General features: G+C 66.9%; 28 protein-coding genes, 4 tRNA genes, 1 pseudogene and 1 other annotated feature. Of the genes and pseudogenes, 12 read left to right on the forward strand and 21 right to left on the reverse strand.

Translation table 11 applies throughout. From position 1 onward, the window contains the following. The first annotated feature begins 2 nt into the window (after positions 1–2). Positions 3–1,676, forward strand: a complete 1,674-nt coding sequence (locus MAAFP003_RS09825) for an alpha/beta hydrolase (RefSeq protein WP_096286480.1) — start codon at positions 3–5, stop codon at positions 1,674–1,676. 115 nt (positions 1,677–1,791) lie between these two features. After that, positions 1,792–2,283 carry a hypothetical protein gene (locus MAAFP003_RS09830; RefSeq protein ID WP_243393846.1) on the forward strand — a complete coding sequence of 164 codons (492 nt, stop codon included), beginning with the start codon at positions 1,792–1,794 and terminating at the stop codon, positions 2,281–2,283. Between the two features lie 16 nt (positions 2,284–2,299). On the opposite strand, the gene MAAFP003_RS29125 is transcribed toward MAAFP003_RS09830, so the two are convergent. The 7 genes from MAAFP003_RS29125 to MAAFP003_RS09860 form a co-directional block, all read right to left on the reverse strand. Continuing rightward, complete coding sequence (locus MAAFP003_RS29125; RefSeq protein WP_165796345.1) at positions 2,300–2,443, reverse strand: hypothetical protein; 144 nt, start codon at positions 2,441–2,443, stop codon at positions 2,300–2,302. Between the two features lie 164 nt (positions 2,444–2,607). After that, a complete protein-coding gene (locus MAAFP003_RS09835) occupies positions 2,608–2,856 on the reverse strand; it encodes a hypothetical protein (RefSeq protein WP_096286484.1) in 249 nt (82 codons plus the stop codon). Between the two features lie 159 nt (positions 2,857–3,015). Continuing rightward, positions 3,016–3,477, reverse strand: coding sequence for an Rv1419 family lectin (locus MAAFP003_RS09840; RefSeq protein WP_096286486.1), 462 nt, complete (start codon positions 3,475–3,477; stop codon positions 3,016–3,018). 56 nt (positions 3,478–3,533) lie between these two features. Further along, positions 3,534–3,941 carry a hypothetical protein gene (locus MAAFP003_RS09845; RefSeq protein ID WP_096286488.1) on the reverse strand — a complete coding sequence of 136 codons (408 nt, stop codon included), beginning with the start codon at positions 3,939–3,941 and terminating at the stop codon, positions 3,534–3,536. A gap of 116 nt (positions 3,942–4,057) precedes the next feature. Then, positions 4,058–4,132: transfer RNA gene (locus MAAFP003_RS09850), tRNA-Val, on the reverse strand. A gap of 16 nt (positions 4,133–4,148) precedes the next feature. Beyond that, positions 4,149–4,219 (reverse strand) — tRNA-Cys (locus MAAFP003_RS09855). A gap of 28 nt (positions 4,220–4,247) precedes the next feature. Continuing rightward, a tRNA-Gly gene (locus MAAFP003_RS09860) sits at positions 4,248–4,320 on the reverse strand. A 180-nt stretch (positions 4,321–4,500) separates the two neighbouring features. On the opposite strand from MAAFP003_RS09860, the gene MAAFP003_RS09865 reads away from it, so the two are divergent. Beyond that, positions 4,501–4,572, forward strand: a tRNA-Val gene (locus MAAFP003_RS09865). A 29-nt stretch (positions 4,573–4,601) separates the two neighbouring features. Here the strand turns inward: MAAFP003_RS09865 and espB are convergent. Beyond that, positions 4,602–5,975 carry an EspB family ESX-1 secretion system-associated protein gene (gene espB / locus MAAFP003_RS09870; protein WP_096286490.1) on the reverse strand — a complete coding sequence of 458 codons (1,374 nt, stop codon included), beginning with the start codon at positions 5,973–5,975 and terminating at the stop codon, positions 4,602–4,604. Between the two features lie 147 nt (positions 5,976–6,122). Next, entirely contained in the window at positions 6,123–6,761 is a 639-nt protein-coding gene (locus MAAFP003_RS09875) for a TetR/AcrR family transcriptional regulator (protein ID WP_096286492.1), read from the reverse strand. Between the two features lie 281 nt (positions 6,762–7,042). Between MAAFP003_RS09875 and MAAFP003_RS09880 the strand changes: the two genes are divergently transcribed. Together MAAFP003_RS09880 and MAAFP003_RS09885 are read left to right on the forward strand one after the other, a co-directional pair. Beyond that, a complete protein-coding gene (locus MAAFP003_RS09880) occupies positions 7,043–7,333 on the forward strand; it encodes a hypothetical protein (protein ID WP_096291022.1) in 291 nt (96 codons plus the stop codon). A gap of 51 nt (positions 7,334–7,384) precedes the next feature. Then, entirely contained in the window at positions 7,385–8,221 is an 837-nt protein-coding gene (locus MAAFP003_RS09885; RefSeq protein WP_096291023.1) for an enoyl-CoA hydratase/isomerase family protein, read from the forward strand. Positions 8,222–8,234: 13 nt separating this feature from the next. Here MAAFP003_RS09885 and MAAFP003_RS09890 read toward each other — a convergent pair whose 3' ends face one another. From MAAFP003_RS09890 to MAAFP003_RS09905, 4 genes are all read right to left on the reverse strand, one after another. Beyond that, the gene (locus MAAFP003_RS09890; RefSeq protein ID WP_096286494.1) at positions 8,235–9,035 is read right to left on the reverse strand and encodes an MBL fold metallo-hydrolase; all 801 of its coding nucleotides are present in this window, start codon (positions 9,033–9,035) and stop codon (positions 8,235–8,237) included. Positions 9,036–9,085: 50 nt separating this feature from the next. After that, the gene (locus MAAFP003_RS09895) at positions 9,086–9,487 is read right to left on the reverse strand and encodes a RidA family protein (RefSeq protein WP_096286496.1); all 402 of its coding nucleotides are present in this window, start codon (positions 9,485–9,487) and stop codon (positions 9,086–9,088) included. Between the two features lie 33 nt (positions 9,488–9,520). Next, positions 9,521–11,086 carry a long-chain-fatty-acid--CoA ligase gene (locus tag MAAFP003_RS09900; RefSeq protein ID WP_096286498.1) on the reverse strand — a complete coding sequence of 522 codons (1,566 nt, stop codon included), beginning with the start codon at positions 11,084–11,086 and terminating at the stop codon, positions 9,521–9,523. Between the two features lie 219 nt (positions 11,087–11,305). Beyond that, entirely contained in the window at positions 11,306–12,235 is a 930-nt protein-coding gene (locus tag MAAFP003_RS09905) for a LysR family transcriptional regulator (RefSeq protein ID WP_207768499.1), read from the reverse strand. Positions 12,236–12,338: 103 nt separating this feature from the next. Between MAAFP003_RS09905 and MAAFP003_RS09910 the strand changes: the two genes are divergently transcribed. The 3 genes from MAAFP003_RS09910 (at position 12,339) to MAAFP003_RS09920 (ending at position 14,922) form a co-directional block, all read left to right on the forward strand. Continuing rightward, positions 12,339–13,127: an SDR family NAD(P)-dependent oxidoreductase gene (locus MAAFP003_RS09910; RefSeq protein WP_096286500.1), complete on the forward strand. Its 789-nt coding sequence runs from the start codon at positions 12,339–12,341 to the stop codon at positions 13,125–13,127. Positions 13,128–13,144: 17 nt separating this feature from the next. Then, positions 13,145–14,077: a catalase family peroxidase gene (locus MAAFP003_RS09915; protein WP_096286502.1), complete on the forward strand. Its 933-nt coding sequence runs from the start codon at positions 13,145–13,147 to the stop codon at positions 14,075–14,077. A gap of 80 nt (positions 14,078–14,157) precedes the next feature. Further along, positions 14,158–14,922: a sulfite exporter TauE/SafE family protein gene (locus MAAFP003_RS09920; protein ID WP_096291025.1), complete on the forward strand. Its 765-nt coding sequence runs from the start codon at positions 14,158–14,160 to the stop codon at positions 14,920–14,922. 5 nt (positions 14,923–14,927) lie between these two features. On the opposite strand, the gene MAAFP003_RS09925 is transcribed toward MAAFP003_RS09920, so the two are convergent. Together MAAFP003_RS09925 and MAAFP003_RS09930 are read right to left on the reverse strand one after the other, a co-directional pair. Next, entirely contained in the window at positions 14,928–16,022 is a 1,095-nt protein-coding gene (locus MAAFP003_RS09925; RefSeq protein WP_096286504.1) for a glutamate--cysteine ligase 2, read from the reverse strand. 15 nt (positions 16,023–16,037) lie between these two features. Then, positions 16,038–16,469 (reverse strand): anti-sigma factor antagonist, encoded by a 432-nt coding sequence (locus MAAFP003_RS09930; protein ID WP_423790870.1) that lies wholly within the window; start codon positions 16,467–16,469, stop codon positions 16,038–16,040. 156 nt (positions 16,470–16,625) lie between these two features. Between MAAFP003_RS09930 and MAAFP003_RS09935 the strand changes: the two genes are divergently transcribed. Further along, a complete protein-coding gene (locus MAAFP003_RS09935; protein WP_096286506.1) occupies positions 16,626–17,246 on the forward strand; it encodes a TetR/AcrR family transcriptional regulator in 621 nt (206 codons plus the stop codon). A 13-nt stretch (positions 17,247–17,259) separates the two neighbouring features. On the opposite strand, the gene MAAFP003_RS09940 is transcribed toward MAAFP003_RS09935, so the two are convergent. Both MAAFP003_RS09940 and MAAFP003_RS09945 read right to left on the reverse strand, forming a co-directional pair. After that, positions 17,260–17,925: a DedA family protein gene (locus tag MAAFP003_RS09940; protein ID WP_096286508.1), complete on the reverse strand. Its 666-nt coding sequence runs from the start codon at positions 17,923–17,925 to the stop codon at positions 17,260–17,262. Next, positions 17,922–18,776, reverse strand: a complete 855-nt coding sequence (locus MAAFP003_RS09945; protein ID WP_165796346.1) for an SGNH/GDSL hydrolase family protein — start codon at positions 18,774–18,776, stop codon at positions 17,922–17,924. Before MAAFP003_RS09945 ends, MAAFP003_RS09940 begins: the two co-directional genes overlap by 4 nt. 102 nt (positions 18,777–18,878) lie before the next feature. Between MAAFP003_RS09945 and MAAFP003_RS09950 the strand changes: the two genes are divergently transcribed. The 3 genes from MAAFP003_RS09950 (at position 18,879) to MAAFP003_RS09960 (ending at position 22,503) form a co-directional block, all read left to right on the forward strand. Continuing rightward, positions 18,879–20,525, forward strand: coding sequence for an acyl-CoA synthetase (locus tag MAAFP003_RS09950; RefSeq protein WP_096286512.1), 1,647 nt, complete (start codon positions 18,879–18,881; stop codon positions 20,523–20,525). Beyond that, a complete protein-coding gene (locus tag MAAFP003_RS09955; RefSeq protein ID WP_096286514.1) occupies positions 20,518–21,591 on the forward strand; it encodes a permease in 1,074 nt (357 codons plus the stop codon). The genes MAAFP003_RS09950 and MAAFP003_RS09955 overlap by 8 nt, the downstream gene beginning before the upstream one ends. 108 nt (positions 21,592–21,699) lie before the next feature. After that, positions 21,700–22,503: an IclR family transcriptional regulator gene (locus MAAFP003_RS09960; protein WP_096286516.1), complete on the forward strand. Its 804-nt coding sequence runs from the start codon at positions 21,700–21,702 to the stop codon at positions 22,501–22,503. 9 nt (positions 22,504–22,512) lie between these two features. Here MAAFP003_RS09960 and MAAFP003_RS09965 read toward each other — a convergent pair. From MAAFP003_RS09965 to MAAFP003_RS09985, 4 genes and pseudogenes are all read right to left on the reverse strand, one after another. Further along, positions 22,513–23,232, reverse strand: a pseudogene (locus MAAFP003_RS09965) (polysaccharide deacetylase family protein); the annotation flags it as partial. Then, positions 23,232–23,464, forward strand: a sequence feature (16S ribosomal RNA rRNA prediction is too short). It overlaps the preceding pseudogene by 1 nt. A gap of 101 nt (positions 23,465–23,565) precedes the next feature. Beyond that, on the reverse strand, positions 23,566–24,291 hold the full coding sequence (gene phtC / locus MAAFP003_RS09975; protein ID WP_096286522.1) for a 3,4-dihydroxyphthalate decarboxylase: 726 nt from the start codon (positions 24,289–24,291) through the stop codon (positions 23,566–23,568). Then, positions 24,288–25,094, reverse strand: coding sequence for a 3-(cis-5,6-dihydroxycyclohexa-1,3-dien-1-yl)propanoate dehydrogenase (hcaB, locus tag MAAFP003_RS09980; protein ID WP_096286523.1), 807 nt, complete (start codon positions 25,092–25,094; stop codon positions 24,288–24,290). Before hcaB ends, phtC begins: the two co-directional genes overlap by 4 nt. Then, positions 25,094–25,321, reverse strand: a complete 228-nt coding sequence (locus tag MAAFP003_RS09985) for a dihydrodiol dehydrogenase (protein ID WP_096291027.1) — start codon at positions 25,319–25,321, stop codon at positions 25,094–25,096. The genes hcaB and MAAFP003_RS09985 overlap by 1 nt, the downstream gene beginning before the upstream one ends. Between the last annotated feature and the right edge of the window lie 9 nt (positions 25,322–25,330).

A 25,330-nucleotide genomic window follows, 5' to 3' on the forward strand; every position in this document is an offset into this window, starting at 1 on the left:
GTATGGCCTTATCGGTCGCAGACATTGACCGCTGGAACACCGAAGCGGTGCGCGAGGTGTTTCACGCGGCCTCCGCGCGCTCGCAGAGCGCCTTCGGCGCCTCGCGTGAGTTGGCGACGCTCTCGGTGTTCGCCGGCTGGGAGGGTGCGTCCCGCGACGCCGCCGCACACCAGAATGCGGCGGTGCGGCAAGATCTCGACGCGCATGGGAACGAAGCCCTCGCCGTCGCGCAGGCCGCCGAGAAGGCCGCCGGCGGCATCGACAAGGTCAAGGCCGAGCTCGCGACGTTGCGGGCGGACGTGGCCGCGGCTCGGCTGCAAGTCGACGCCGCCGCCAGTCAGGTGGTGGCGATTCCTGCGCTGCGTTACACCGCGGCCGAGTGGGCGAAGATGCAGACGCAGCGCGCCGAGTTGCAAACCCGATTGGACGCGATCGTGGCCGAGGCTGACGCCGTCGACCAGGAGTTGGCGTCGGCCATCAATATGGCCGACGGCGACGCGCCCATTCCGCCTGGGCCGCATGACAACCGGCCCGACGTGCAACGGGCATTGGAGCAACCGCTGCCGCAGGATCCCAAGCAGTTCGCCGACCTGTGGAACAAGCTCACGCCGCAGGAAAAGGACTGGCTGTACAGCCAGGACCACAACATCGGCAATCACCCCGGCATGCCGTGGGACCCGCAGGATCATCTCGGCAAGGATCACTACAACCGGCTTCATCTGCCCGAGTTGCAGCAGCAGACGCAAGCCGACGTCGACCGTCTGCAGCACCGCGTCGACGAACTGGCGGCCCAGATCTACATGGGCGATCACACCGAAGCGACGACCGGCGAATTCAACGCACTTGCGCCCCAACTATTGGCGGCCCGGCACAGCCTCGAGGGGTACCAGGCGGTGCAGACGGCGTTGAACCGCAACGACGGCGTGCGGCGCTACCTCGGCCTGATCGACAACCAGGGCCACGGGGCGGTCGCGATCGCAAACCCCGACTACGCCCGGCGTAATGCGATCCTGGTGCCCGGCACCGGGCAAGACCTCGCGACCTTCGAAGGCAGCGACCTGAAGTCTTTGGCGATGTACAACTCCGCGATGGCGGCCGACCCGAACCTGAGGCCGGGCGATGTCGCGGTGACGACGTGGATGGGTTACGACCGTCCGATGGATCTCGTCGAGGCGGCGTGGCCCGATCGGGCCCGGGCCGGTGCGGGCGCGTTGGACGCGTTCGAGAGCGGGCAGCGCGCATCGCACGTGGGCACGCCGTCGATCGACACGGTGATCGGGCACAGCTACGGCTCGACGCTGGTCGGTGCGGCCGCATCTGGAAGCCATCATCTGGACGCCGACAATGTCATCGCGGTCGGCAGCCCCGGGATGCTGGTCAAGCACGCTGGTGACCTGAACCTGGATCCCGGTGCGAATGTCTATGCCATGCGCGCCCGCAATGACATCATCGAGTTGGTGACCGACATGACGCTGGGGCACGATCCGACCGCCGACGACTTCGGTGCGACGCGGCTGTTCGCGGCTGCCGGGCCGAGCAGTGACCCGCTCGGGGTGACGCCGAGCGTCGCGGCCCACAGCAGCTACTGGAGCGAGGGGAACCCGGCGCTGCTCAATCTGGGCGCCGTGATCGCCGGTGTGCCACCGCCCCAGGCCATTCCGAGCGGGGGAGGCTAAACGCATGCGCCGTACGTGTGCTCTGTTGATGGTCATGCTCGTCGTTGCCTGTGGCCACGAACGCCCGCTAGGACCACCCACGCCGACCGGTGCTACGCCCATTGGAGGACCACCCGTGGAATCAACGCCACCGCCACCGCCCGGCTGGAAACTGGAACCCGTCATCCCGAAAACCCAACAGCAGGCCCAGGATACGGTGATCGGCTACCTGAAGAAGACGCTTGCGGCGCTGCCGCCCGGGACGACGCTTGACGCCAGTCGTTACAGCGGTGGCGGCACCGTGCATCCGTGTAAGGATGTCGAAACAGGCACGCCGCCAATGGAATTCGCGACCAATGGTGATCTGACGCTGCCGGCCGGCGTTGACACGAACACGATCGTCGCCAAGGCCGGAGACATCTGGAAGAGCTGGGGCTGGCAGGTGTACGAGCGGGACGGCTTCTACAAGCCCAATCGATTTGGTTATGCGCCCGACGGTTACATCCTGCAAATCATCGCCCGGTATCAGCCCGGTTATGCCCCGACGCTGCAGGGTGTCTCGCCGTGTTTCCCGCCCGACCTGCCCGCGGAGCGCAGCCCCTTCCCGACGATCCTGACGGGCTCCTGAGTCCAGTCGGGTTGGCTCAGTCGCCCCACTCATCGTCGTCGAGGACGTCGACGGTCAGGTCGTTGTCGGCGGCGCCTCTTGTCCCGTAGGCGAACGTGATCAAGGTGCGCTCGTCGGGAAGGGCCTCGACGGCGACGACGGTGGCACGCCCGATCTTCATTCGTATCCGGTCGCCTGGCCTCAACTCGTCGACGCGCTTAAGGGGCACAGCGTGTGGCACCCCCCTACCCAGACCCGCCGATGACGTCGGCGGGGCACAACTGCATTATGGCAGCTCGAATACCTGCTGCCGCAACTGAAGTCGTCGGATCTAGGCTCGCAGCGTCAACGGCGCCGGACGCCGTCGCGATGGTCGTCGCCGTCTTCGTCCCAGTAGGCCCACTCGGGCAGCGGTGTTGTCGGCATAGCGCCGAGCGCGGACGCCTCATATCCGGGTTGGATGCGGTGGCTCGTCCAGCGCGGATCGAACCGATTCGCGCGCGAGCGCCGAATGCCGCGGGCGATCAGCGCGGCGGTACCGCCGACGACGAAGGCGATCAGCGCGACCTTGAGGACTAGGAGCAGCAGCGGCATGTCTCATCCGTCCTCTCGTAGCAACAACGCGGGCCATCCGATCCCACCTGCGCGAGTCTAGGATCGTTTCGGGCGGCGAGCTATTCACCTCTCGGCTGACGGAACAGCAGTCGCTGGATGAGCGAATTGAAATCTCGTAACGCAGTGTGCGTCAACGTATTACGCAACGATATCCCAACCTTGCGCCGGATCATCGCCGCAATAGCGGGTGGACACCCAAGTCCCAGGGCCGGGTCCGCCGAGGACGGTAAGACAGAGCATCCCGGGATCGGTTGAGAAGTGGCCGTTGGGGTCGATATTCCAGTTCAGGTTCCACATCCCGGTACAGGGCGCTAGGTGGGCAAACATGCCGTGACCCGCCGGATTGACCAGACAACCCCCGCCGAGTGCCACGTTCTGCAGCTGCCGCCCGATGAGATTCCAGCGTTGGGAGTCCGAACCATTGCACGGGTTGACCACCACCGCGGCGTACCAGTTCCCGCCCGGTGCGTCCAGACACGCATCGCCGAGCCTGCTTTTCACCTGGACCGGGCCATCGGCGTTCGCCGCACCAGCGTTCAACACCGCGACACCGAGCACCACGCTGACGACAGCAAGTGCTCGACCGTTGATCAATCGCACTGTGGGCTCCTTGCTCAGCCGTCGATGTGACGCCGCTCGGCGAGGCGCGCGCCATCTCACGGCAGACCGAGTTTCGTCGCCTTCATGTCGAGGTAGGGATGGGCCATGCGTGGATCGACGCCGGCCTTGGTCGCAGCGGTCTGTGTGCCCTCTTCACTGCGGTGCAAAATGACGTGGTTGCGCTCGGTGGGGGTCAGTGAATCGAACCATCCATCAAGCTTGTGGCCGGCCTCCTCGAGGTTTGCCCTCACTGAGTCGTCGAGCTTCCAGCTGGACGTGCCGCTCCACTGTGTTTCGTCGACGACCGTTTGCTCTATCCCGTGCTGTTTGACTTGGGCGAGAATGCGTTCGACGAACTGAGATATCAGAGACTGGCGCGGGTTGTTCAGCAGGTTGACCCGGTCGTGCAGATTGAGCGTGTAGAACCACGACAGGTCCACCGGTCGCGCGGGAAATTCGGGCATGGCCAAACGGTAGCCCAGGGTTGGCAGCGTGTGCTGACTTGAACGGTCGGGTCGGCGGTTGGCGATCCGGCCGGAGACTTGAACAGCCAAATAGCTGGATTGAACTGCAGTAATACTGGTGCGCGATACTGGGATTGAACCAGTGACCTCTTCCGTGTCAGGGAAGCGCTCTCCCGCTGAGCTAATCGCGCTGGGAGAAAAATTCGGAGGTGGAGACGGGAATCGAACCCGTGTGCACGGCTTTGCAGGCCGTTGCCTCACCACTCGGCCACTCCACCGCGGGGGTTGATGCCATGTGCACCTTCGAGCGGATGACGGGATTCGAACCCGCGACCCTCACCTTGGCAAGGTGATGCGCTACCAACTGCGCTACATCCGCGCGCAACGGGCGAGATCGTCGCCCGGTGCGAAGGAAGACGATAGTCCACCTGAGCGGGCGTGCACAAATCTCTAGGCCGTTGTCGCTCTAGGCTATCGGGCGACCCCTGGGGGCGCACACGGCATGTACTGGACACTCGCCGTTCGTGCTAGTCTTCTCCCTCGTTCGCCTCTCGGCGCCGGTCCCGTGGCTCAGTGGAAGAGCGTCCGCTTCACACGCGGAAGGTCGCTGGTTCGATCCCAGCCGGGACCACAGACAACGGCCCGCATAATCCGAGCGTTTTACGAAGCCCGGCGCCGGCCGATCACGCCCTCGGTCCACGCCCGGTCCTCGGTGTAGATCGCCTCGTCGCCATGCTGCACGCGCTTGCCCTTACCGCCCTCCTGACCGTGGTTGGCAGGCGCGGCGCCCATCGGCATGCCCATGCCACCGCCCTTGTTCAGCGCCGCGTAAGCGGCCGGGATCGGGACCCCTCCGGCGGTGATCGGTCCGGGCCGGGACACCGCTGTGGAATCCTGCGCGAGCTGTAGTGGCGTCTTGGGCATCGCCGGCAGCCCGGCGCCGCCGGCTCCGACCGACGCCGGCTTGAGCCCGGCCCCTTTGGGCAGATCGGGCACCACCTTGAGGTTTTTCGAGTCCTTGGTCAGCGTCGCGTCGGTCGGCATCGACGGCGTCGCGCCCGACGGCAGCATGGGCATGGCACCCCCGAGCGACGGTAGTCCGCCGTCCGGTACGGGCAGCGGCTCGAGTCCAGGACCAGGCCGCAGATCGGGTGCGGACGGCACATCGATCTGGTAGGCGACCGGGGGCCGCGGCGGATTCACCGGACCCAGCTCGACGCGCTGCTCGTATTCGGCCAGCACCGCCTCCGACTTCGCCTGGTACTCCGCGTAGACCCGTAGCAGCGCCGGCTTCCCCCATCGTTCCCAGCCCGGCACCGACTGGTTCGATATCCATCGCTCGTCGAGCTGACGCAGCTTCTCGAGGCTGGGATGCTCACTGACCGCCCAGCGGTGCGCGGCAACCAGGTTTCGGGCCTGGGTGGACAGCTGGCCGCACAGTCTCGCCATGTGGTCGAGCCAATTGCGATCCAGATCGAAGTGCCGCTCGACGGCGTCGCTCGCCTCGCTGTCCCAATCCGAGAACGGCCGGAACCGAAAGCTGGCCTGCGACAACGTCCGCAGGTACGCCGCCCACTCGTCGGCGAAGGCGAGGAGAGACCTGCCCTGGTCGCCCTGCATCAAGGCCTTCGCGGCCTCCTTGACCGGGTAGTAGGGGATCGGGTCCAACCCGCGCAGCGAAACCGTGCTGGCCAGCATCGCCGGCTCGGCGTCGTCGGGCTCCGCGTGCGCGGGCGCGGCCGCGGCCACCGGGGTGTCATTGTCCAGCGCGTCGGCGGCCAGCGCGTCGATGTCCTCGTAGGCCTTGGCGGCGTTGCGCAGCGATTGCGCGAGTCGTGCGTGCTCGCGTTCGCCCGCGTGCAGATAAATGCGCATGTTGTCGGCGGAGAAGGCGAGTTGTTGGGCCGCCCGGGTGGCCAGCTCAAGGGCGCAGGGCGCGTGGCCGTTGTCGGAGGGAACGCCCGCGATGGGGGCTTCCAGCTCGCCGGCTCGGGCCACCAGCTCGGCATGCTCCACGTTCAGTGTCTTCGTCATCGCGATTCGTCTCCTGGCTGCTCAGGTCGGGCGGTCGGTGTGGTTATCGCTTGATAACTAGAACAAAGGTTATCAGCTGATAACCGAATGTCAAGCGTCGGCGAGCCCGATATGTTTGAGCGATTGCTGCGGCCGAGGCCGCGGCGGTTAAACGCTGATGTTCGGCCGGGCGGCCTGAATGTCCAAAGCGTCTGCGGCAGAACGGATTTCAGGTAAACGGGCCTGGTCGGTCAACAGTCCGATCATGGCGAACTCCACGATCTCGTCCGGGCTGACCGTCAGTTGCGGGGTCAGCGCGTCGAACAGCGCCTGCAGGAGTCTCGATGCCGAGATCGGGTTCATCGCGCGCACGTCGCCTTCGGCCTGCGCCGTTTCGACCAGATCGGCAAGCGCCTGCTCGATCTTCGACGCCAGGGCCTGCTCCGCGGTGAAGCTGTCCTGCCACAGGTCCGGAGTCGCGATGACCGAGACCACCACTTCGGGCGAGGCGTGCAGGTGGTCCAGAGATTCCCGCAACATGCGGTGCAGCTTGACGACGGCCGGCGCGGGCAGCGTCGCGAGCTCGTCGGCCAGCTCGCTCGGCCACTCCAGGGCCAGCCGGACCAGCGCCGCGAAGATGTCGCTCTTGGCCTTGAAGTGCTTGTAGAGGGCCGGCTGCTCGACGCCGACGGCGGCCGCGATGTCCCGGGTCGAGGTGGCGGCATATCCCTGCTTGGCGATCAGCTCAGCGGCGGCACGCAGGATGCGAACCTTGGTCGGGCTCGGCTGCTTGGCATCTGCGGGCATGGGGCTGAGGTTAGCCGTAACCCCGGCACGCCCGCGGCAGCTGCCCCGGCCGCAAACGCCGACAGCCCCTACTCACGCCGGACGGTAAGCATGACTTCCTCAAGGCTAATCAGCAGGGGGACAGCGGATTACGGCGAGGCCGCTGTCCACTTCATCGGCAACACCACCACCCTGATGCGTTGCCACCTCGCCCACGGCGAGACCTACACGTTTAAGCCCGGCGCGTCACGACAACAATGAGAGAGCACGAGCGCCAGACCAAGACCCCTAAGGAGCAGACGATGAGTAACCAAGAAGGGATCGGCATTCTGAAACTCGAGTGCCCGCAAAGCCATCCCGTCGGCAGAATCCTCAAGGAAGCCCCGCATCAGCAGGTCGTCTTCGACCCCGGGGTGCAGGTCGGGCCGCGTCGATTCTGGCCGGACGAGCAGGACCAGCCGCAGTTCGCCACGCGCTGCCCGCAGTGTGACCGGGCCGTCGGAGACGCCTCGACCACGCTGCAGGACAAGCACCGCAACCTCGTCATGAGCATGTCCGAGACCACCGAGGTCGCCACGCTGCCGTTCGTCTAGGGCCCTCGCGCATACTGTAAGAGTTTCAGTAGCGTGATCCTGGAGGAGCCCGTGGCGCAGACCCCGACATCGCAGAGCACGCCCCGGCCCCCGGACGGGGATTGGCTGGGCACCCCGTATCTGTCGTTCGAGCGCCAGGGACCGATCGCGGTGTGCACGATCGATCGTCCCGAGGCGCGTAACGCGTTGACGCCCGCGATGTACTTCGGAATCCGTTACGCCGTAGGCCTTGTCAACTCGGACCCGGGGCTGGCCGGCTTGCTGATCACCGGCACCGGGGACGTGTTCGCGCCCGGCGGTGACATGACCGGGGGCGGCGGCGTCGACGATTGGATCACCTTCGGCGCCGCGCTGGGCATGGACGTCACGCCGTTCGACGCGGTGCGGACCTCCGCCAAGCCGATCGTCTCCGCCGTCAACGGGCTATGCCAGGGCGGCGGCATGCAGATCGCGCTGTGCAGCGACCTGTCCGTGGTGAGCGAGCGGGCGACCTTCCGGGTGCCCGAGCTGTTCCGTGGCTACGCCGACACCTACTACAGCCAGATGCTGCTGCGTCTGGTCGGGCCGGTCCGCACCCGCGACCTGATGTTCACCGGACGGGTGCTCACCGCCGGGGAAGCGCTCGACTGGGGCCTGGTCACCCGGGTGGTGCCGCATGACGATCTGCTGGCCACCGCCCGCGACCTGCTCGCCCAAAGCTGCCGGACCGCGCCGCGCGCCCGCAACGTGATCAAGTCCAGCATCGACAGCTACCTGGGCCTCTACGACCGCATCGGCATGACCAGCAGCCTGATGGATGCCGAGGCGCGGGAAGGGGTGCGCGCATTCATGCAGCGGCGCTCGCCGGACTGGGTGCATCCGGAGTTGCGGACGCAGGGCCGCCTCTGAGGCGGCCGCACCGCTACTTCAGGTCGATCCACTCGCCGTGCGGAGCCGTGTGCAGCACCCGCTTGATGCCCGCCTGGTCGAATGCCGCGGCAAGTTCGCTCGGCCCCTCGCTGAAGTGGGCCCAGCCGTCGACGTGGGCCGGGATCACCACCTTGACCCCGAGCACCTCGGCGGCCGCGGCCGCACGCGCGGAGGTCAGGGTCAGCGGGCGCCCGCGCTCTTTGGCCGGCACGGTCGCGGCGCCGGCGAACAGCACCGCGACGTCGATCTCGCCGATCCGATCGGCCACCTCGGCGACCACGCTCATCGAGGCGTTGTCGCCGCTGAGATAGATGGTGGGCAGCCCGGGCCCGTACAACACGAAACCCGTCACCTCGCAGTTGACGTTGCCCTCCATGTCGCGCATCCCGTCGGCCGGACCGTGCACGGCCGGAACGGCTTGTGCCGCAACACGTCCGGGCCCACCCGGCAAGTAATACGACTGCCAGGGCTTCAACCCGACCGCCGGCGGCCCGAAGCGCCCGGCCGCCCCGGGATTGGTGACGATCAGCGGCGCGGCCTCTGCCATCCGGCGGCCCGCGTCGTCCAGATTGTCGGGGTGCTGGTCGTGGCTGATCAGCACCACGTCGACCTGCCCGAGGTCGTCGGCGCTCACGGCCGGACCGGTGAGCTTGTTCAGATAGTCATGAGGACCCGGCGGGTCGAAGGTCGGGTCCATCACGATCCGGCGGCCCGCGATATCGATCACCGTCGTGGGTCCACCCAGCACCGCGATCGCGCCGTCCCGTCGCTTCGCGTCGACTATCTCGCCCATGTCGCCCCTGATTGCATTCGCGGAGAATCGATATCGGGTCGAAGAGCAGGCTATAACATCGCCGGACGGCGGACGGCGGTGACTTCGACTTCGACCCGGATATCGGGCCAGACCAGCGCCGGGACCACCGCGAGCATGAACACGGGTTCGTGTCGGATCACCGACGAGCGCACCGCCGCGTAGGCCGGAATGTCCGCCGCGTCGGTCAGCCACTGCCGCACGCTGACGATGTCGGACAATCTCGCCCCGGCCCGGCTCAGCGCTTCCTCGACGTTGCGCCATGCCTGGGTGGCTTCCTCGGTGAAGTCCTTGGGCAGCGTTCCGTCCGGACGCAGTCCGGGCGTGCCGGAGGTGTAGATGACCTCAGAGCCCGCGGGCACGCGTACCGCGTCGGCGTACCTGCCGATATGAGCGGCGACGCCGGTGTTGACGGATTCGAACGGCCTGCTCATATCGCCCTTTCGTTGTGGATCGTGCAGCCGGCGTCATACCTTGCGGGCGTGATCCTTCCAATATGGTTCGCGGAGCTGGTTTTTCAGAATCTTGCCGCTGGCGTTGCGGGGCAGCTCGTCGGCGAAATCGACCGTGCGCGGGCACTTGTAAGCGGCCATCCGCTGCCGGCAGAACTCGATGATCTCGGCGGGTTCCAGGCCGGGGCCGACGACGATCGCCTTGACGGACTCGCCCCATTGGTCGTCGGGTACCCCGATGATCGCGGCGTCGGCGATCCCGGGATGCTCCAGCAGCACGCTTTCCACCTCGGGCCCGTACACGTTCTCGCCGCCGGTGATGATCATGTCCTTGAGACGGTCCTCGATGAACAGGTAGCCGTCGGCGTCGAGACGTCCGATGTCACCGGTGCGCAGCCAGTCGTCGGCGGTGATGGTGTCGGCGGTGGCTTCGGGCCGATTCAGGTAGCCGATCATGCGCTGATCGCTGCGCACCCAGACCTCACCGGACTCGCCGTGTGGCAGCTGCTCGCCCGACTCCGGATCGACGATGCGAATCTCGTTGCCCTGAGCGGCTTTTCCGGCTGACATGAGCAGTTCGGGCCGGCTGGAATTGCGGTGGTCGTCGGCGTCGAGCGCCGCGATCGCGCCGCACAGCTCGGTCTGTCCGTACACCTGCACGAAGTTCATCTCGGGCCAGGCCGCGAGCGCGCGCTGCAGCAGCGGCACCGGCATCGGGGCCGCTCCGTAGACCAGGTAGCGCAGACCCGACATCGCGCCGATAGCGGCCTCGCCGGCGTCCAGGAACCTGGCAATCACCGGGGGCACCAGAAAGGCATGCGTCGCACCGGCTTTCACAGCGCCAATCAGCGTCGCGGCCTCGGGCTCGCGGGTCAGGAACGTCGGCGCGCCGGCCCGGATGCCGAAGAACGCATACGCGATACCGCCGACGTGGAACAGCGGCATGGCAACGAGGTTGGCGTCGCCGTCCGAGAACGGAAACGGCGGCGACAGATTGATGATGTGGTTGACCAGCGCCCGCTGGGTCAGCTGAACACCCTTCGGGCGACCTGTGGTGCCGGAGCTATAGATCGTGATCGCGGCATCGGTGTCGGCGACCTCGGGATCGACCTCGACGGGTGACGCGGCGGCGAGCAAGGATTCGTATTCGTCCTGGGCGCCGCCCACCACGATGACGCGCTGCACGCCGGGGACTTTCGCGCGGATCGCCTCGACCGTCGGCGCCAGCTCGGCACCGACGACAAGCACCTGCGCGCCGCTGTCGTTGAGCACGTGGACCAGCTCGTCGCCGATCACCCGCCAGTTGACGATCGTGGCCACCGCGCCGATCGACGTGGCGGCCAGCAGGGTTTCCAGACAAGCGGGGTGATTCTTGTCCAGGAATGCCACCACCTGGGCGCGCCGCAAACCCGCGGCCCGCAGCGCCCCGGCCGTCTGGCGAATCCGCGACGCCCACTGTGCCCACGACCACTGCCGCTCGCCGAAGTGGATCGCGACGTCGTCAGGCCGGCGCGCCGCATGCTGCTCGACCATGCCGACCAGCGTCTCCGTCGTTCCGGTGTTGACGTCGGCTGGTGGCATGGTTTCTCCGCTCATCGAAAAATTCCTGGGTCCCCGGGTGCAGTCAAGCCAAGGGTAGTCACCGTGTCCACGACGAGTTTCGTGAGAGTAGGAACCACCCTCCGGACCCGCGATCTCCTACGCTGGAGGAAGCCGCGCCGGGTGTGCGGCCCCCGGCCGATGGGAAGCCGATTCTCGGGGGTACCCGGACGCTACGGTTTCACCGCGTCAGCCGCGTAATTACGCGGTTGCCAAGGTGATTCGCGACCGGTAGGGATCGGTGAAGGGCAGCCAGGCCTCGTCCAGCTCGGGCACTTCCGCTTCGGCCGTCAGCGCGTCGATCACCCCACGCACGGTTTCACGGTTCTCGATGCGCCGCCACACCAGCGACCACGTCCAAAAAGGCGCGGGCGCGACGATCGGGCGCTGCACGAGATCTGCCGGCAACGCCACGGTTTGCACCTTGGGCGAGGCGAGCACCGGTCGGCCCAGCCGCCGCACATGCTCGAAAAACATTGGGGCAGCAAGGCCCCCGTCACTTATTCGCACCGTGCGAGCGCCGGTCTCCCTGGCGAACTGTTCCCCATACCGGTTCCACGAGAACCAGCTGCCGGAGTCGGCGTCGAGCAGCACCACTGCGTCGGACGCCTCGACCGGGGAGGCATCCGATCCGACGCTGACCGTGTAAAGCTGCTCGGCGCCAATAAGATGCGCGTTCAGGCCGTGCCGGTCCAGGTCGGAGGCGCGTACCCCGCAGATCGCCAGATCGACGCCGCCCTCGGCCACCCGGGCGACCTGCGCGTGCGACGGCAGCACCCACGTGTCGATGTGCACCTTCGCGACCGCCGAGGTCCGATCGGTCAGGTCCGGGGGAAGCCACTGCGCATAGCCGATCCGCACGGGTTCGGCCAGCGACAGCCCGATTGCCGACCGGCGCAACTGATCTGCCTGATCGAGCAGCGTGCGGGCCGACGGAAGCAGCGCCGCTCCCGTTGCTGTGAGGGTGACCGAGCGCCGGTCGCGATCGAACAGTCGTACCCGCAGATCCCGCTCGAGGACCTTGATCTGCTGCGAAAGTGACGGTCCGGCAATGCATAAGCGCTTCGCGGCCCGACCGAAATTAAGCTCTTCGGCGACCGCTACGAAATAACGAAGATGACGCAACTCCACACGGAAAATGTTAGTGCGACAGTGGGAGTCATGGCCTAGCAGAATCGCGATGACAACGTATGTAACCATTGCTGGGCAAACCCTCGGATAAAGGAATCAACACATGGTCAATGTTGATCGCGCCCGTCATCGCACTTTCGTCGTGACGGGTGCGGCGTCGGGCATCGGCCTGGCTACCGCGCGGCGCCTGATAGCCGAAGGCGGCACCGTGATCGGAGCCGACCTGGAATCTCCGCCCGACTTGGGACCCGACTTCCACTTCGTCACGGCCGACGTGACCGACGAAACGGCCATCCAGGCCGTGCTCGCCGCGGTGCCGGGCCGCCTCGACGGCGTCTTCCACGCGGCCGGTGTTGCCGGCGGCGGCCCGGTCCATCTGCTCGACCGCACGGAGTGGGACCGGGTGATCGGGATCAACCTCACCGGCACCTTCCTGGTCGCCAAGGCGGCCCTGGCCAAGATGATCGAACAGGACAGGGTCGACGGCGAACGCGGCTCGATCGTGACCGTCGCCAGCATCGAGGGACTGGAAGGCACCGCGGGCGGCAGCTCCTACAACGCGGCCAAGGGTGGAGTTGTGCTGCTCACCAAGAACATTGCGCTCGATTACGGCCCGAGCGGCATCCGGGCCAACGTGATCTGTCCCGGCTTCATCGACACACCGATGGCCCGAAGCGTTTTCGGCCTGCCGGGAATGGAGGGCCCGCTGGCCTCGATCACCGAGGAGCACGCGCTGCAACGGCTCGGCCGGCCAGACGAGGTCGCTGCCATGGCGGCGTTCCTGCTCTCGCTCGACGGGTCGTTCGTCAGCGGCCAGGCCATCGCCGTCGACGGCGGCTACACCGCGGGTCGCGATCACGGTGTCGTCAAACTCTTCGGCTTTCCCGAGTAGCGCCTTAAGATTCGCGCATGGTCACTCCTGACGATGCGATCGAGGCGATTCGAGGTACCGGGGGAGCCCAGCCCGGCGCTCGGGCGCTGCACGCGAAAGGCACGCTCTACCGCGGCACCTTCACCGCCACCCGGGATGGGGCGACACTGTCCCGGGCTAAGCACCTCGACGGGTCGACGGTTGCGGCGCTGGTTCGGTTCTCCAACGGATCGGGCAACCCGAAGCAGCCCGACGGTTCGCCGGGAGTGCGGGGGATGGCGGTGAAGTTCACCCTGCCCGATGGATCCACCACCGACGTGTCGACCCAGACGGCCCGGCTGTTCGTCTCCAGCAAGCCGGAGGGGTTCGTCGATCTGCTCAAGGCCATGCGGCCCAGCCTGACCACGCCGCTGCGCATGGCCAAGTACTTCATCACGCATCCGCGACTGCTCGGCGCGTTGCCAGTGGTGCGCGATGCCAACAAGGTGCCGACCAGCTATGCCACCATCGAATACCACGGCCTGCATGCGTTCCGGTGGACCAGTGCCGACGGGAACGCCAGATATGTTCGCTACCACCTGATTCCGGCCGCGGGTGAGAGCTATCTGTCGGCGGCTGACGCCCGCGACGCGGCCCCGGACTTCCTGACCGGCGAGCTGAATGCGCGTCTGGCACAAGGTCCGGTCCGGTTCGACTATCGCGTGCAGATCGCCGGACCGCAGGACTCGACGATCGACCCGTCGGCGCCGTGGCGAAGCGCCGAGACGGTCACTGTCGGCACCCTGGAAATCACCGGGCTCGATACCGAGCGCGAACACGACGGTGACATCGTCGTTTTCGACCCGATGCGAGTCACCGACGGCATCGAACCGTCCGATGACCCCGTGCTGCATTTCCGAAGCCTCGCGTATTCGGCGTCGGTCAAGCTGCGAACCGGTGTGGGCCGCGGCTCCGAAGCGCCGCCGGCCTGACAGAAACGCGCCGAGCTGCACGATTGCCGGCGCATTGCGTTGTCCGGCTAGTGTTTTTGAAAGTGTTGGCTTCGCATGTCATGTTGATCGGTCTGGCCGGGTTCGCCGCCGGCGCAATCAACGCGCTCGTCGGATCGGGGACATTGGTCACGTTCCCGACCCTCGTCGCCCTGGGCTATCCGCCGGTCACCTCCACGATGTCCAACGCTGTCGGTCTGGTCGCCGGCGGCGTTTCGGCCACCTGGGGTTACCGCGCCGAGCTGGATGGTCAGTGGGATCGATTGCGTTGGCAGATCCCGGCATCGCTGGCCGGTGCCGTGCTGGGCGCGTACTTGCTGCTGCACCTGCCGGAGAAGGTGTTCATCGAAGTGGTGCCCGCGCTGCTGGTGCTGGCCCTGCTGCTGGTGGTGGCCGGACCGCGGATCCAATCCTGGGCGCGCCGCAGGGCCGAGGCCCAGGGCCGTTCCGCCGAACACGTCTCGCCGGCGCGGTTGGCGCTGCTGGTGTTCGGCACGTTTGCCGTCGGTGTTTACGGTGGCTACTTCACCGCCGCGCAAGGCATCCTGCTGGTCGGCGTGATGGGCGCGCTCTTGCCGGAGTCGATGCAGCGCATGAACGCCGCGAAGAACCTGTTGGCCCTCGTCGTGAATATCGTTGCGGCGGTGGGCTATACGTTGGTGGCATCGGAGCGCATCAGTTGGTCGGTGGCGGCGATCATCGCAGCGAGTTCGCTGGTCGGCGGAATAGTCGGCGCGAAGTACGGCCGACGCCTGTCGCCGAACGCATTGCGCTCCACGATCGTGGTGGTGGGGCTGATCGGGCTGTATCGCCTGTTGGCCGTGTAGACCCGTCAGCCCGCGGTGGCGGCGGCGGCGTCGTCGATGACGTCCATCATGTCGCCGCGTTGTTGCCAGATCTTGCGCTGCCGCATCGCCCCGTTGCCCTGCGTCAGGATGCGCTCGAGTTCGGCGGTGGCACGGTCGTATTCGCCGAGATCCTCGAGCGCCGGACGCACTCGTTGCAGCAGGGCATCGAGCTGCTGACGGGCCGGCACCGCCCGGTGCTGGTTCGCCGGGTCGAGCAGGTGTCCCGACAGCCCGTCGTGGGCGGCCTTCCAATACGCCGCCCGCATTGCCGCCGGTGGCAGTCGGCCGCCGTCGTCGCCGCGGCCGTCCACGTTCAGCGCCGTCATCACCGCGGCCCGGATCAGGGTGGCCAGCAGCACCGTTTCCTCGACCGTCGCCGGTACGTCGGCCACCCGCACCTCGACCGTCGGGAACTTCGCCGACGGGCGCACATCCCAATAGATCATCTTGGGATCCAAGATCACTGCGCTGTCGACCAGCATCCGCACGGTGCGGTCGTACTGCTCTGGTGAGGCGAAGAACGGCGGCGGACCGGCGGCCGGCCAGCGTCGCCACAGGATGCTGCGCCAGCTGGCATAGCCGGTGTCGGTATTGCGATACAGCGCCGAATTCGCCGACAGCGCAAGCAAAGACGGCAGCCACGGTCGTAACCAGTTACTGACCTTGATGGCGGCAGCCCGGCTGGGTACCTCGACGTGCACGTGGCACCCGCAGATGCCTTGCTCGTGCGCGATCATCCCGAACTCTTCCCCGATCCGCCGATAACGCTCGGTGTCGGTGAGCGGGAACTCGTGGGGTGTGACCGGGGGGAGCCCCAGGGCCAGCAGCCGTACTCCACTGGCCTCGGCCGCCTGCGCCGCGGTGCGCCGCAGCAGGGCGAGTTCCGCATGCAGTTCGGCGCTGCTCGCGGCCACACCGGAGGCGGTTTCGACTTGGCAGCTGCTCAATTCCAGCTGCAGCTCGATGCCCCGACGCCGGGCCTGCGCGGCCACCTCGTTGTTGGATGGGGCGGGTTCGCCCGTTTCCGGGTCGACGAGGAGAAATTCCTCCTCTACGCCGAAGCTGGGTAGGTGATACATCCAGCGCCCGGGGAGTTAACGAGCCAGCGCTGAGTCCACGGTCGGGTACACGGGCAACATGCCGCTGAGCCCGCACGCGTCGACGACTCGGGAAACGATCCGCTGCGGGCTGACCAGCCGCAGTTCGATTCCGCGCCGGCGCAGGGCTGCTGCCGCATCGGCCAGCACCTCGACCGCGCAGCAGGCCATGAAATCCAGCCCGGTGACGTCGACGATCAAGGGGCCGGGGGACGCGACGACGCCGGCCGCTTCGTTGACCAGATGGCGCCACGTTTGCTCATTGCAGGCGTCGATCTCGCCGCCGGCATAGATGATCACGGACGCGCCGCGGCGATCCGTGGTCGCCCGCAGCGTGCTGTGCGGGTCGCCGAGCTCGTAGACCAGGCGGGTGCTGAGCATCAGCCGCGGGCCCGACGTGGGGGGAGCATGATCGGCAGTTGTCTTCATTGGGGACTCCTAATCGACCGGCGCCGACGGCGCCGCGATGGATGTCCGTCCTAGTGTCTGAAGACAGACTTTCCGCGAAGTGCGCGGATCTCCTTTGTATAACGAGACAGAGCGGTCTGTCTACATGTGGTGGTTAAGAGTATCGTAAGCCGAAATATGGAAAATTCCGACATCGTGCCGGCCGCACCGTCTGCCCGTGAACGGATATTGAATGCGGCATATGAGCTGTTCAGCCGGCGTGGGATTCGTGCGGTCGGCACCGACGAGGTAATCGACCGCGCCGGTGTCGCCAAGGCGACGTTGTACCGGCATTTCGCGACGAAGAACGACCTCGTGCTGACCGTCCTGGAGCGCCGCGAGGAAATCTGGACGCATGGGTTGATCGAGGCGCAGTCGGAGCAGCGCGGCACGACGCCCGAGGAACAGCTGCTGGCGATCTTCGACGTGATGCACGAGTGGTTTCACCTCCGCGACGGCTTTGAAGGCTGCTCGTTCATCAACGTGCTACTCGAACTGGGCGCCGATCACCCCGCCGGGCAGGCGTGCATCGCACACATCGACCACGTCCGCGACATCGTGCGCCGCCGGGCGCTGGCCGCCGGGCTCACCGATGTCGAGGACTTCGCCTCCTCATGGCACATCCTGATGAAAGGGGCCATCATTCTCGCGGCCGTGGGCGATCTGGAAGCTGCTCGGCGCGCGCAGAAGATGGCCGTCGTTCTGATCGAGCAACACCGGCCGGGCGCTGTGATCGAGCTGGGGGAGGCGACCGGCTAGGTCGCGCGGGCCGTCAAGCGGCGTCGGCGGCCGTGGTTCCGGTCTTTTGCGCGTGTTCGGCCTCGAGTTCGGCGATCGCGCGGGATGTACGCTCGCGCAGCAGGATTGCGGCGATCAGGCCGACGATGATCGCGATGACCAGGGCGATCCAGGAGAACCGCTCCAGCCATCGTTCGGCGGCCATGCCCGCGAAATAGACCAGCGCGGTTGTGCCGCCGGCCCAGCAGATGGCGCCCGACACGTTGGCGGCCAGAAAGCGCTTGTAGTGCATGTTCAGCGCGCCGGCCAGCGGCCCGGCAAAGATCCTCAGCAGGGCGATGAAGCGGCCGAAGAACACCGCCCGGATTCCCCAGCGGTCGAATAACCGCTCGGCCAGCATGACGTGCCCCGGGCCGAAGTGCCTCGGGAAGCGCTGGCCCAGCCTGTCGAAAAGGCCCATGCCGAATCGGCGCCCGATCGAGTAGCCGATCGAGTCGCCGATCACCGCACCGATCACGGCGGCGACGCCCACACCGATCGGGTTGACGGCAAGGTCGTGATGGGACGACATCAGCGCCGCGCTGACCAGAACGATCTCCCCCGGAAGCGGGACACCCAGGCTTTCCACTCCGACCACCCCCCCGACCACGAGGTAGACCGCGAGCGGCGGGATGGACTGCAGCAAAGCCTCGACGTTCATGGATCAAGGATGCCTGACTGACGTCCGCCCTGTGCCGCAATGTCACCCCTGGGCGCGGCGTCGGGCGGCCCGCTGACCGGTTCCAGCTCGGGGCGTTTGGGGAACCGGCCGTCGGCCGCGGACAGGCCGCGCATCCGTCGCCACAACCAGGGGAAGAAATTGTCCTGCGTCCAGCGCAGCTTGCCGTAGGCGCCGTCGGCGATGGACAGCTGGGTGGGATTGGGGTGTGCTGCGGCCCAATCATGGCTGCTGTCAGGCAAATTGAGGGCCTCGGCGGCCGCGGCGGCGAACAGAATATGGCCCTTGGGGGACGCGTGCACGCGGTCGTAGCTCCAGGTGTCCCAATCGCGCATCGAGGCCGCGTTGTACAGGTCGATCAGCTTGAATCCGTAGCGGCCGGCGGCGACGGTGATCGCGTTGTTCATCCGGGCCAGCCGTTTGGACACGATGCGGCCGAACGGCAGGAATTGAGCGACGTTCGGGAAGGTCGTCGTCACCACCGTCGCGCCCGATCTGGCCAGCGCGGCATAAACGTAGTCGAGCTCGGCCAGCGCCCGCGGGAATTGTCGCCCGGGCTGGATGACGTCATTCATGCCGGCGCAAATGGTGATCAAATCCGGCTTCATCGCCAGGGCGGGTGGAATTTGCTCCGTGAGCACATCGCCGAGCTTCTTACCGCGGACCGCGAGGTTGGCGTACTGCAGCCCGGGGTAGAGGGTATCGAGCATGACGGCGAGTCGATCGGCAAAGCCCAAGAGGCCGGTGGTTTCGTCACCGTCCCAAAGACCTTCGGTTTGGCTGTCGCCGAGGGCGACGAACCTGGAGTATCCGGCCCGCATCGCTCCGTACACGATGCCGAGACTAAACCCGTTGCTATTTCCAGTGCGTGACATCCACCGCGAAACGCTGTTGTAGCGTGACTCTCGCCGGACCACGCGGCGTGAGGAGAGGTAGTGGAATTCAATCTCGCCCAAGTGTTCTCGGCTGTTGCTGCCGCCAATCCCGATCGCGACTGCATTGTATTTGGTCACCGACGATTCACTTACTCGCAAACTGACGAACGGGCCCGCCGGCTCGCTCGGGCGCTGAACTCGTGGGGACTCGGCGTGCGCCGGGAACGCCACGAGCTGGCCCCGCACGAATCCGGTCAAAGCCATCTCGGCCTGTACCTGGCCAACGGCAACGAGTACCTGGAGGGCATGCTCGGGGCGTACCAGGCGCGGGTGGCCCCGTTCAACGTCAACTATCGCTACGTCGCCGACGAATTGGTCTATCTGCTGGGCAATGCCGGCGCGGACGCGGTCATGTACCAGGCGCGGTTCGCCCCGACGCTGGCTGAGGCGCTGGATCGGCTGCCGTCGATGCGGCTGATCCACGTCGACGACGAGTCCGGGAACGATCCGTTGCCCTCCGCGGTGCGGTACGAGGAACTGCTGGCCTTTTACGGCGGGGGGGCGTCCGACGAGCCGCTGGACCTCGCGTTGTCGCCCGACGACCTCTACGTTCTCTACACCGGCGGCACCACCGGGATGCCCAAGGCGGTGCTGTGGCGCCAGCACGACATCTACATGAACGCCATGGGCGGGCGACCGCCGTTCGGCGGCGACCCGATGACCAGCCTCGACGACATCGTCGAACGCTCGCGTCCGGGCGGACCCGCGTCGATGACGTGCGCGCCGCTGATGCACGGCGCGGCACAGTGGGCGGCGTTCATCAACCTCTGCAGTGGGCGGCCGTTTGTGATGGCCCCGACGACCACCCATTTCGATCCGGCCGAAGCGTGGGCGCTGGCCAGCGCCGAACGCGTGATGTCGCTGTCCTTCGTCGGCGACGCCTTCGGGCGGCCGCTGATCGACGCGCTCGAGTCCGGGGACTACGACCTGTCCGGGTTGCTGATTCTGGTCACCGGCGGAGCGGCGCTGAGCGCTCCGCTCAAGCAGCGATTCCTCGATTTGCTGCCGCAGTTGACGATCCTGGACGCGGGGGGATCGTCGGAGTCCGGGAACCAGATGGGGCAGGTGTCCAGCCGCCAGCAGGGCGGCAGCGGCCGGTTCGCCCCGAACCCGGGTGCGGTGGTGGTCAGCGAGGACATGACCCGGATTCTGTCGCCCGGCGACGACGAAATCGGCTGGCTGGCCCAACAGGGCCTGATACCGCTGGGCTACCTCGGCGACCCGGACAAGACCGCCCGGACCTTCCCGGTGATCGACGGGATCCGGCATTCGGTTCCCGGGGATCGGGCCCGCTGGTTCGCCGACGGCGAGATCGAGTTGCTGGGCCGCGATTCGGTGACGATCAACTCCGGCGGCGAGAAGATCTTCGCTGAAGAGGTCGAAGCCGCGATCGCCGAGCATCCGTCGGTGTACGACGTGATCGTGACGGGCCGGCCCAGCACCCGGTGGGGAAACGAGGTCGTCGCGATCGTCGCGCTGGCCGAGGGCCAAACCGCGGATGCCGACAGCATCCTCGCGGAGGCGGCCCGCCACATCGCGCGCTACAAGCTGCCGAAGGCGATCGTCTTCCGCGACCGCCTGCAACGGTCGCCGTCCGGCAAGGCCGACTACCGGTGGGCGAAAGCCCAAGCGGCACAAGATGTCTGAGCAGAACTGGGTGCCCCGGCAGATTCGGGGCCGCGCGGGCGTCGCGATGGGTGTTCTCGTCACGGTGGCTGTGTTCGTCGTGGGGCTGCTCTGGGCGAAGTGGACGCCGTACCTGGCCAGAGCCTTGAAGGCGCAGCGGACTCACCACTGGTCGGGGTCCAACATCCTCGCGGTCGGTGGCGTCCGCGCCGGGGACGCGCCGACGTGGCATGCGGCCACGACGTTCTTCCACGCGTACTTCGCCGCGATTTGGCCTGCGCTGGTGGTGGCGCTGCTGATCAGCGCGTCGGTTCAGGCGCTGGTGCCGCGGGCGTGGCTGCCGCGGGTGTTCAACCGGCGCGGGCTGATCTCGAGTGCGCTGGCCGGGGGAGTCGCGAGCATGCCGTCGATGATGTGCACGTGCTGCGCCGCGCCGGTCGCTGTCACGTTGCGGCGCACCGGCGTCACGCGCGCCGCGGCCATCGCCTACTGGCTGGGGAACCCGTTACTGAATCCCGCGGTACTCGTCTTCCTGTTCTTCGTCGCCCCCTGGCAATGGACAGTGACCCGGGCGGTGGTCGGTGTCGCGACGGTGATCTGCGTGGCCGTCTCGGTGGGTGTGGTCACGGGCGCGCGGGGCTCCGGACCGCCCGTGGCCGAGGCGATCACGCCGGCTGGTGATGAATCTGCCGGGCCGGCAATCAGATTCGTGCGTTCCCTGCTCTGCCTGTGTCTGGTCCTGTTGCCGGAATACGCGATCATGGTGCTGGTCGTCGGGGCGTGTCGGGGCTGGCTGGTGACGTTGACGCAACCGTCGCATCACGGTCTGCTGATCGTTGTGGTCGCGGCGATTGTCGGCACACTGCTTGTCATTCCGACGGCGGGGGAGATACCGATCCTGCAGAGCCTGGCGCTGCTGGGGCTTTCGTCGGGGCCGATTGGTGCACTCCTGATCACACTTCCCGCGATCAGTGTTCCCGGTGTGGCGATGGTCGCCCGCAGTTTCGGATGGAAGGCGATCGCGACCGCCACGGGCACGGTCGTCGCGATGGGGTTACTCGGCGCTGGTGTGCTGAGCGCGTTGTAAGGCCGTGGCCTCCGGCGGTATGCCTCGCGAGTGTGGGGCCTAGGGACGGGTTCAGGGCGGAATTGGTGCGTAGGCCCCACGCTCGGCGCAACGGGTTACCGTGAACTCGTGCCGAAGAAGGAGCAGCGGGCCCGCGGCGAGCCGGCCGCCGATTCGCTTGTGCCGCAGTATCCGATCGAATCGGTCGACAATGCGCTCAAGCTGCTGCTCTTGCTGGGTGAGCAGCCACAGATCCGGCTGAGCGAGGCGACCCGATATCTGGGTGTGGCATCCTCCACCGCGCACCGGCTGCTGGCGATGCTGACCTACCGCGGGTTCGTTCGTCAGGACCCGGTGTCCAAGGCCTACCTGCCCGGTCCGTCGCTGACCGGCGTGGCGTTTGCGATCTTCGGCCGGCTCGACATTCAGGGCGCCGCCACGCCGATCATGCGTGCGCTGTCCGACCAGATCCGCGAAACCACGCACGTCGGCATGCTCGACGGCGCCAATGTCCGTTTCGTCGCCGCCGTCGAAGGCCCCGCCGCGGTTCGGGTGGCCTCCCGACTGGGACGCACAATGCCGGCGCACTGCACCTCGACGGGCAAGGTGATGCTGGCCCAGCTGTCGCAGCCGGAACTGCATGCGCTGCTGCCCGACGAGCAACTCGAGTGCATCACCGCGCGCTCGATCGCCGGTCGCGCCGAGTTGGAGGCCGAGCTCGCCCGGGTCCGCGAGCGCGGGTATGCGATCAACCACGAGGAAAGCGAGGAGGGCGTCGCCTCGGTCGCGGTGCTGATCCCGACTCGTGCGCCCGGCCTGCGGCTTGCGCTCAACGCCGCCGCACCGCAGCACCGGCTCGACGGTACCAAGCACGCACCGGTAGCGGCAGCACTTGCCAAGGCGGCCAGGGAAATTGGTGACCAACTCGGCTGAGACAGCCGCTTAGCTAGCGAAACTCGGTGTCCGGTAAGGGATTTCCGGACGCAGGAAAACGTCGTTGAGGGTGACGGTGCGCAACCGGCGGGCCCGGATGATCTCCACCAGCTGCCCGTACACTCGGGTGACCGGCGCGTGGTTGAGATGGCCGATCACGATGTTCTGCGGCGTGAAGTACTGGTTGGCCATCTTGACGATCTGGTCTTCGGAAAGCACCGCGGAATCCCGCAAGTCACCATTCCACAGCGTGGGTATCTGGTAGCCGAGGTCGGCGGCCACCGCGTCGACCACGGCGCTGTGATGGCCGTAGGGCGGCCGGAAGTAGGGTGCGGCGTCCACGCCATACGTATTGCGCAGGAACACGTCCGTGCTCTTGAGCTCGTCGGCAATCTGCTTGGGCGACAGCTTGGTCAAGTCCGGGTGCGTCCAGGTGTGGTTGGCCAGCTGAATCTGTCCGGATTCGACGAGCGGTCGAAGCAGCGGTGCGTTCTCCGTCCAGGACTTGAAAACGCCGGTGACGAAATAAGTGAGCCGCACGCCGCTGTCCTTAGCGAACTGGGTGTAGAGCCGCACCACATCGGTGTCGACCCCGTCATCGACGGTCCAAGCCAACAGATCCCCGTTGCCGGGAAGCTTGCTGAGCGCCGCGCCGCCGGGCGGCGTGGCGCTCAGCAAGCTTCCCGGCAACGGGGATCTGGTGGCTTGGACCGTCGATGACGGGGTTCGGAATTACTGGGCGTAAAGCGCACGCAGGCGGTCTGTTAAGGCAGATGTGAAATCCCCGGGCTCAACCTGGGAACTGCATCTGATACTGGCAAGCTTGAGTCTCGTAGAGGCGGGAGGAATTTCGTCGGCAGCGTCGAAAGTGTATGAGACCACGAGATCCCGGTCACCGCAACGGTTGCCGCCACCGCGACCAGGAACCGTCGCCGGTCCAATTCGGTCACGTGTGCACTCCTTGATCCAGTTCAACCTTTGCAAGGCTAAGCTGGCCGCCCCGGCAATCCCGCTCGTAACCGTCGAGTGTCGCCGGCAGATATGAACTTGTGACCTTCGTGGTCAGTCGGCTCGCAGCCGGGCGACCTCATGGCGCCAGGCGGCGTCGGTGGTGAAGGCCGGCCCCAGATCCGGCAGGTCTTCCCAGTCGGCGTCGTCGATGTCGTGCAGCGTGCCTCCGGCCGAAAGCACCCGCAACGCCATTCGGGCCAGCCCGTCGACGCTGATCGCCTGCAGCACCGCCTGCTGCAGTGTGGCTGCGGCACTGGTGATTCCGTGCCCGCGAAGGATCACCACCGGGCGGTCGCCCATCGCGGCCACCATCTCCTTGGCCAGTCCTCGCGTGCGGATCAGCACCGCGCGTTGGTAAACCGGGACGCCGTCGCGCGCGAGCCACGCGCCAGCAATGTCATATGCCCCATAGATCGGCCGGATCGTGACGCCGGCCAGATCCGCGGCGACGACCGCCGGCGGATGCAGATGCGCGACGGCGAGGTGCTGGGCATCGGCCAGCATGGTCTCGACGTGGATGGGCAGTTCATTGGGGACCCGGTAGCCGTCGAGTTCGCCGGCGGCACCCGCACTGCCGTCGAATCGGACCAGGCGGATGTCGCTGGGCGCGGTGAAGGCCACCCCGGTATCGGAGTCGCTGCGGCAGCGCACCAGTAGCCGGTCGTCGTCGACGCGCAGGCTCAAGTGGCCGAGCATCCCGTCGACCAGGCCGCGGGCCGCGGCGATGCGGCAGCCCAGGGCGACCAGCGCGCGTTGGCTGTCCAGGTCGCCGGTCATCGTGGCTGCGCCTTCGGTGTGCCGATGCCGAATCCGCCGTCCGGGTGGATGGTCTCGCCGGTGATGCCGCGGGACCGGTCGGAGGCCAAGAACAGATACGACCAGGCGTGATCCGGGCCGGAGAGCGCGACGTTCAACGGGGTGCGGGCGGCCACGTCGCGCGCCCGATTGGGGGCGTCGTCGAGTCGGGTGTCCTTGAGCCCCAGGCTGTTCAGGCCACGCAGGTCGGTATTGAGCGTGCCGCCGGGTGCCACGCCGTTGACCCGGATCCGGGGCGCCAGCTCGTGAGCCAGCGACGCGACCAGGCCGCGCACGGCGAACTTCGAGGAGACGTACAGCACGCCACCGCGCCCGGGGTAGTACGACGACGCGGACTCGGTCAGAATGATCGACGGCCCGGTCCCGTCGCGCAGGGCCGGTACCGCCGCCTTGACGGACTGCAGATGGCTCAGCACGTTGGTGCGAAACATTTCGTCGAAAGCGACCGCGAGGTCGTCGGCGTCGAGGTCGGCCACGCCCCGGTAGAAGTCGAAGACTCCCACGCAGTTGACCAGGATGTCGAGCCCGCCGAAGGAATCGACCGCCGCGGCCACGGCGGCGTGGTTGGCCTCGCTGGTGATCGCGTCTCCTTCGACCACCCACACGTCGGGTAGCTGTGCGCGCAGCGCATCGCACTTGTCTGGATCGCGTTCCAGTACAGCAACTCTGGCCTCTTCGGCGATAAAAGCGTCCACGACGGCCCGCCCGATTCCGGATCCGCCGCCCACGACCAATGCACGTTTGCCGTGCAACCAGGTGGTCACTAAGGGTCGGGGAGCAGCGGCGCCGGGGAGTTGCCCACCATCGCCGCCATCGTCGCGGGGTTCTGCCACGTCAGCGCCTCCACCTCTAGTGCGTCCAGGCTGATCCACCGTCCCGTCCTCGGCGCGCGGATCAGCAGCCTCGATCCATTGCGGGTGTCAACTCGCTGTATCACTACTTCGGTGAATTCGTTTGCGACCGCGAGCGGTTCGCCGACCGCACCCGCCATCAACCGCTC

The organism is Mycobacterium ahvazicum (genome assembly GCF_900176255.2).
Taxonomy (GTDB): domain Bacteria; phylum Actinomycetota; class Actinomycetes; order Mycobacteriales; family Mycobacteriaceae; genus Mycobacterium; species Mycobacterium ahvazicum.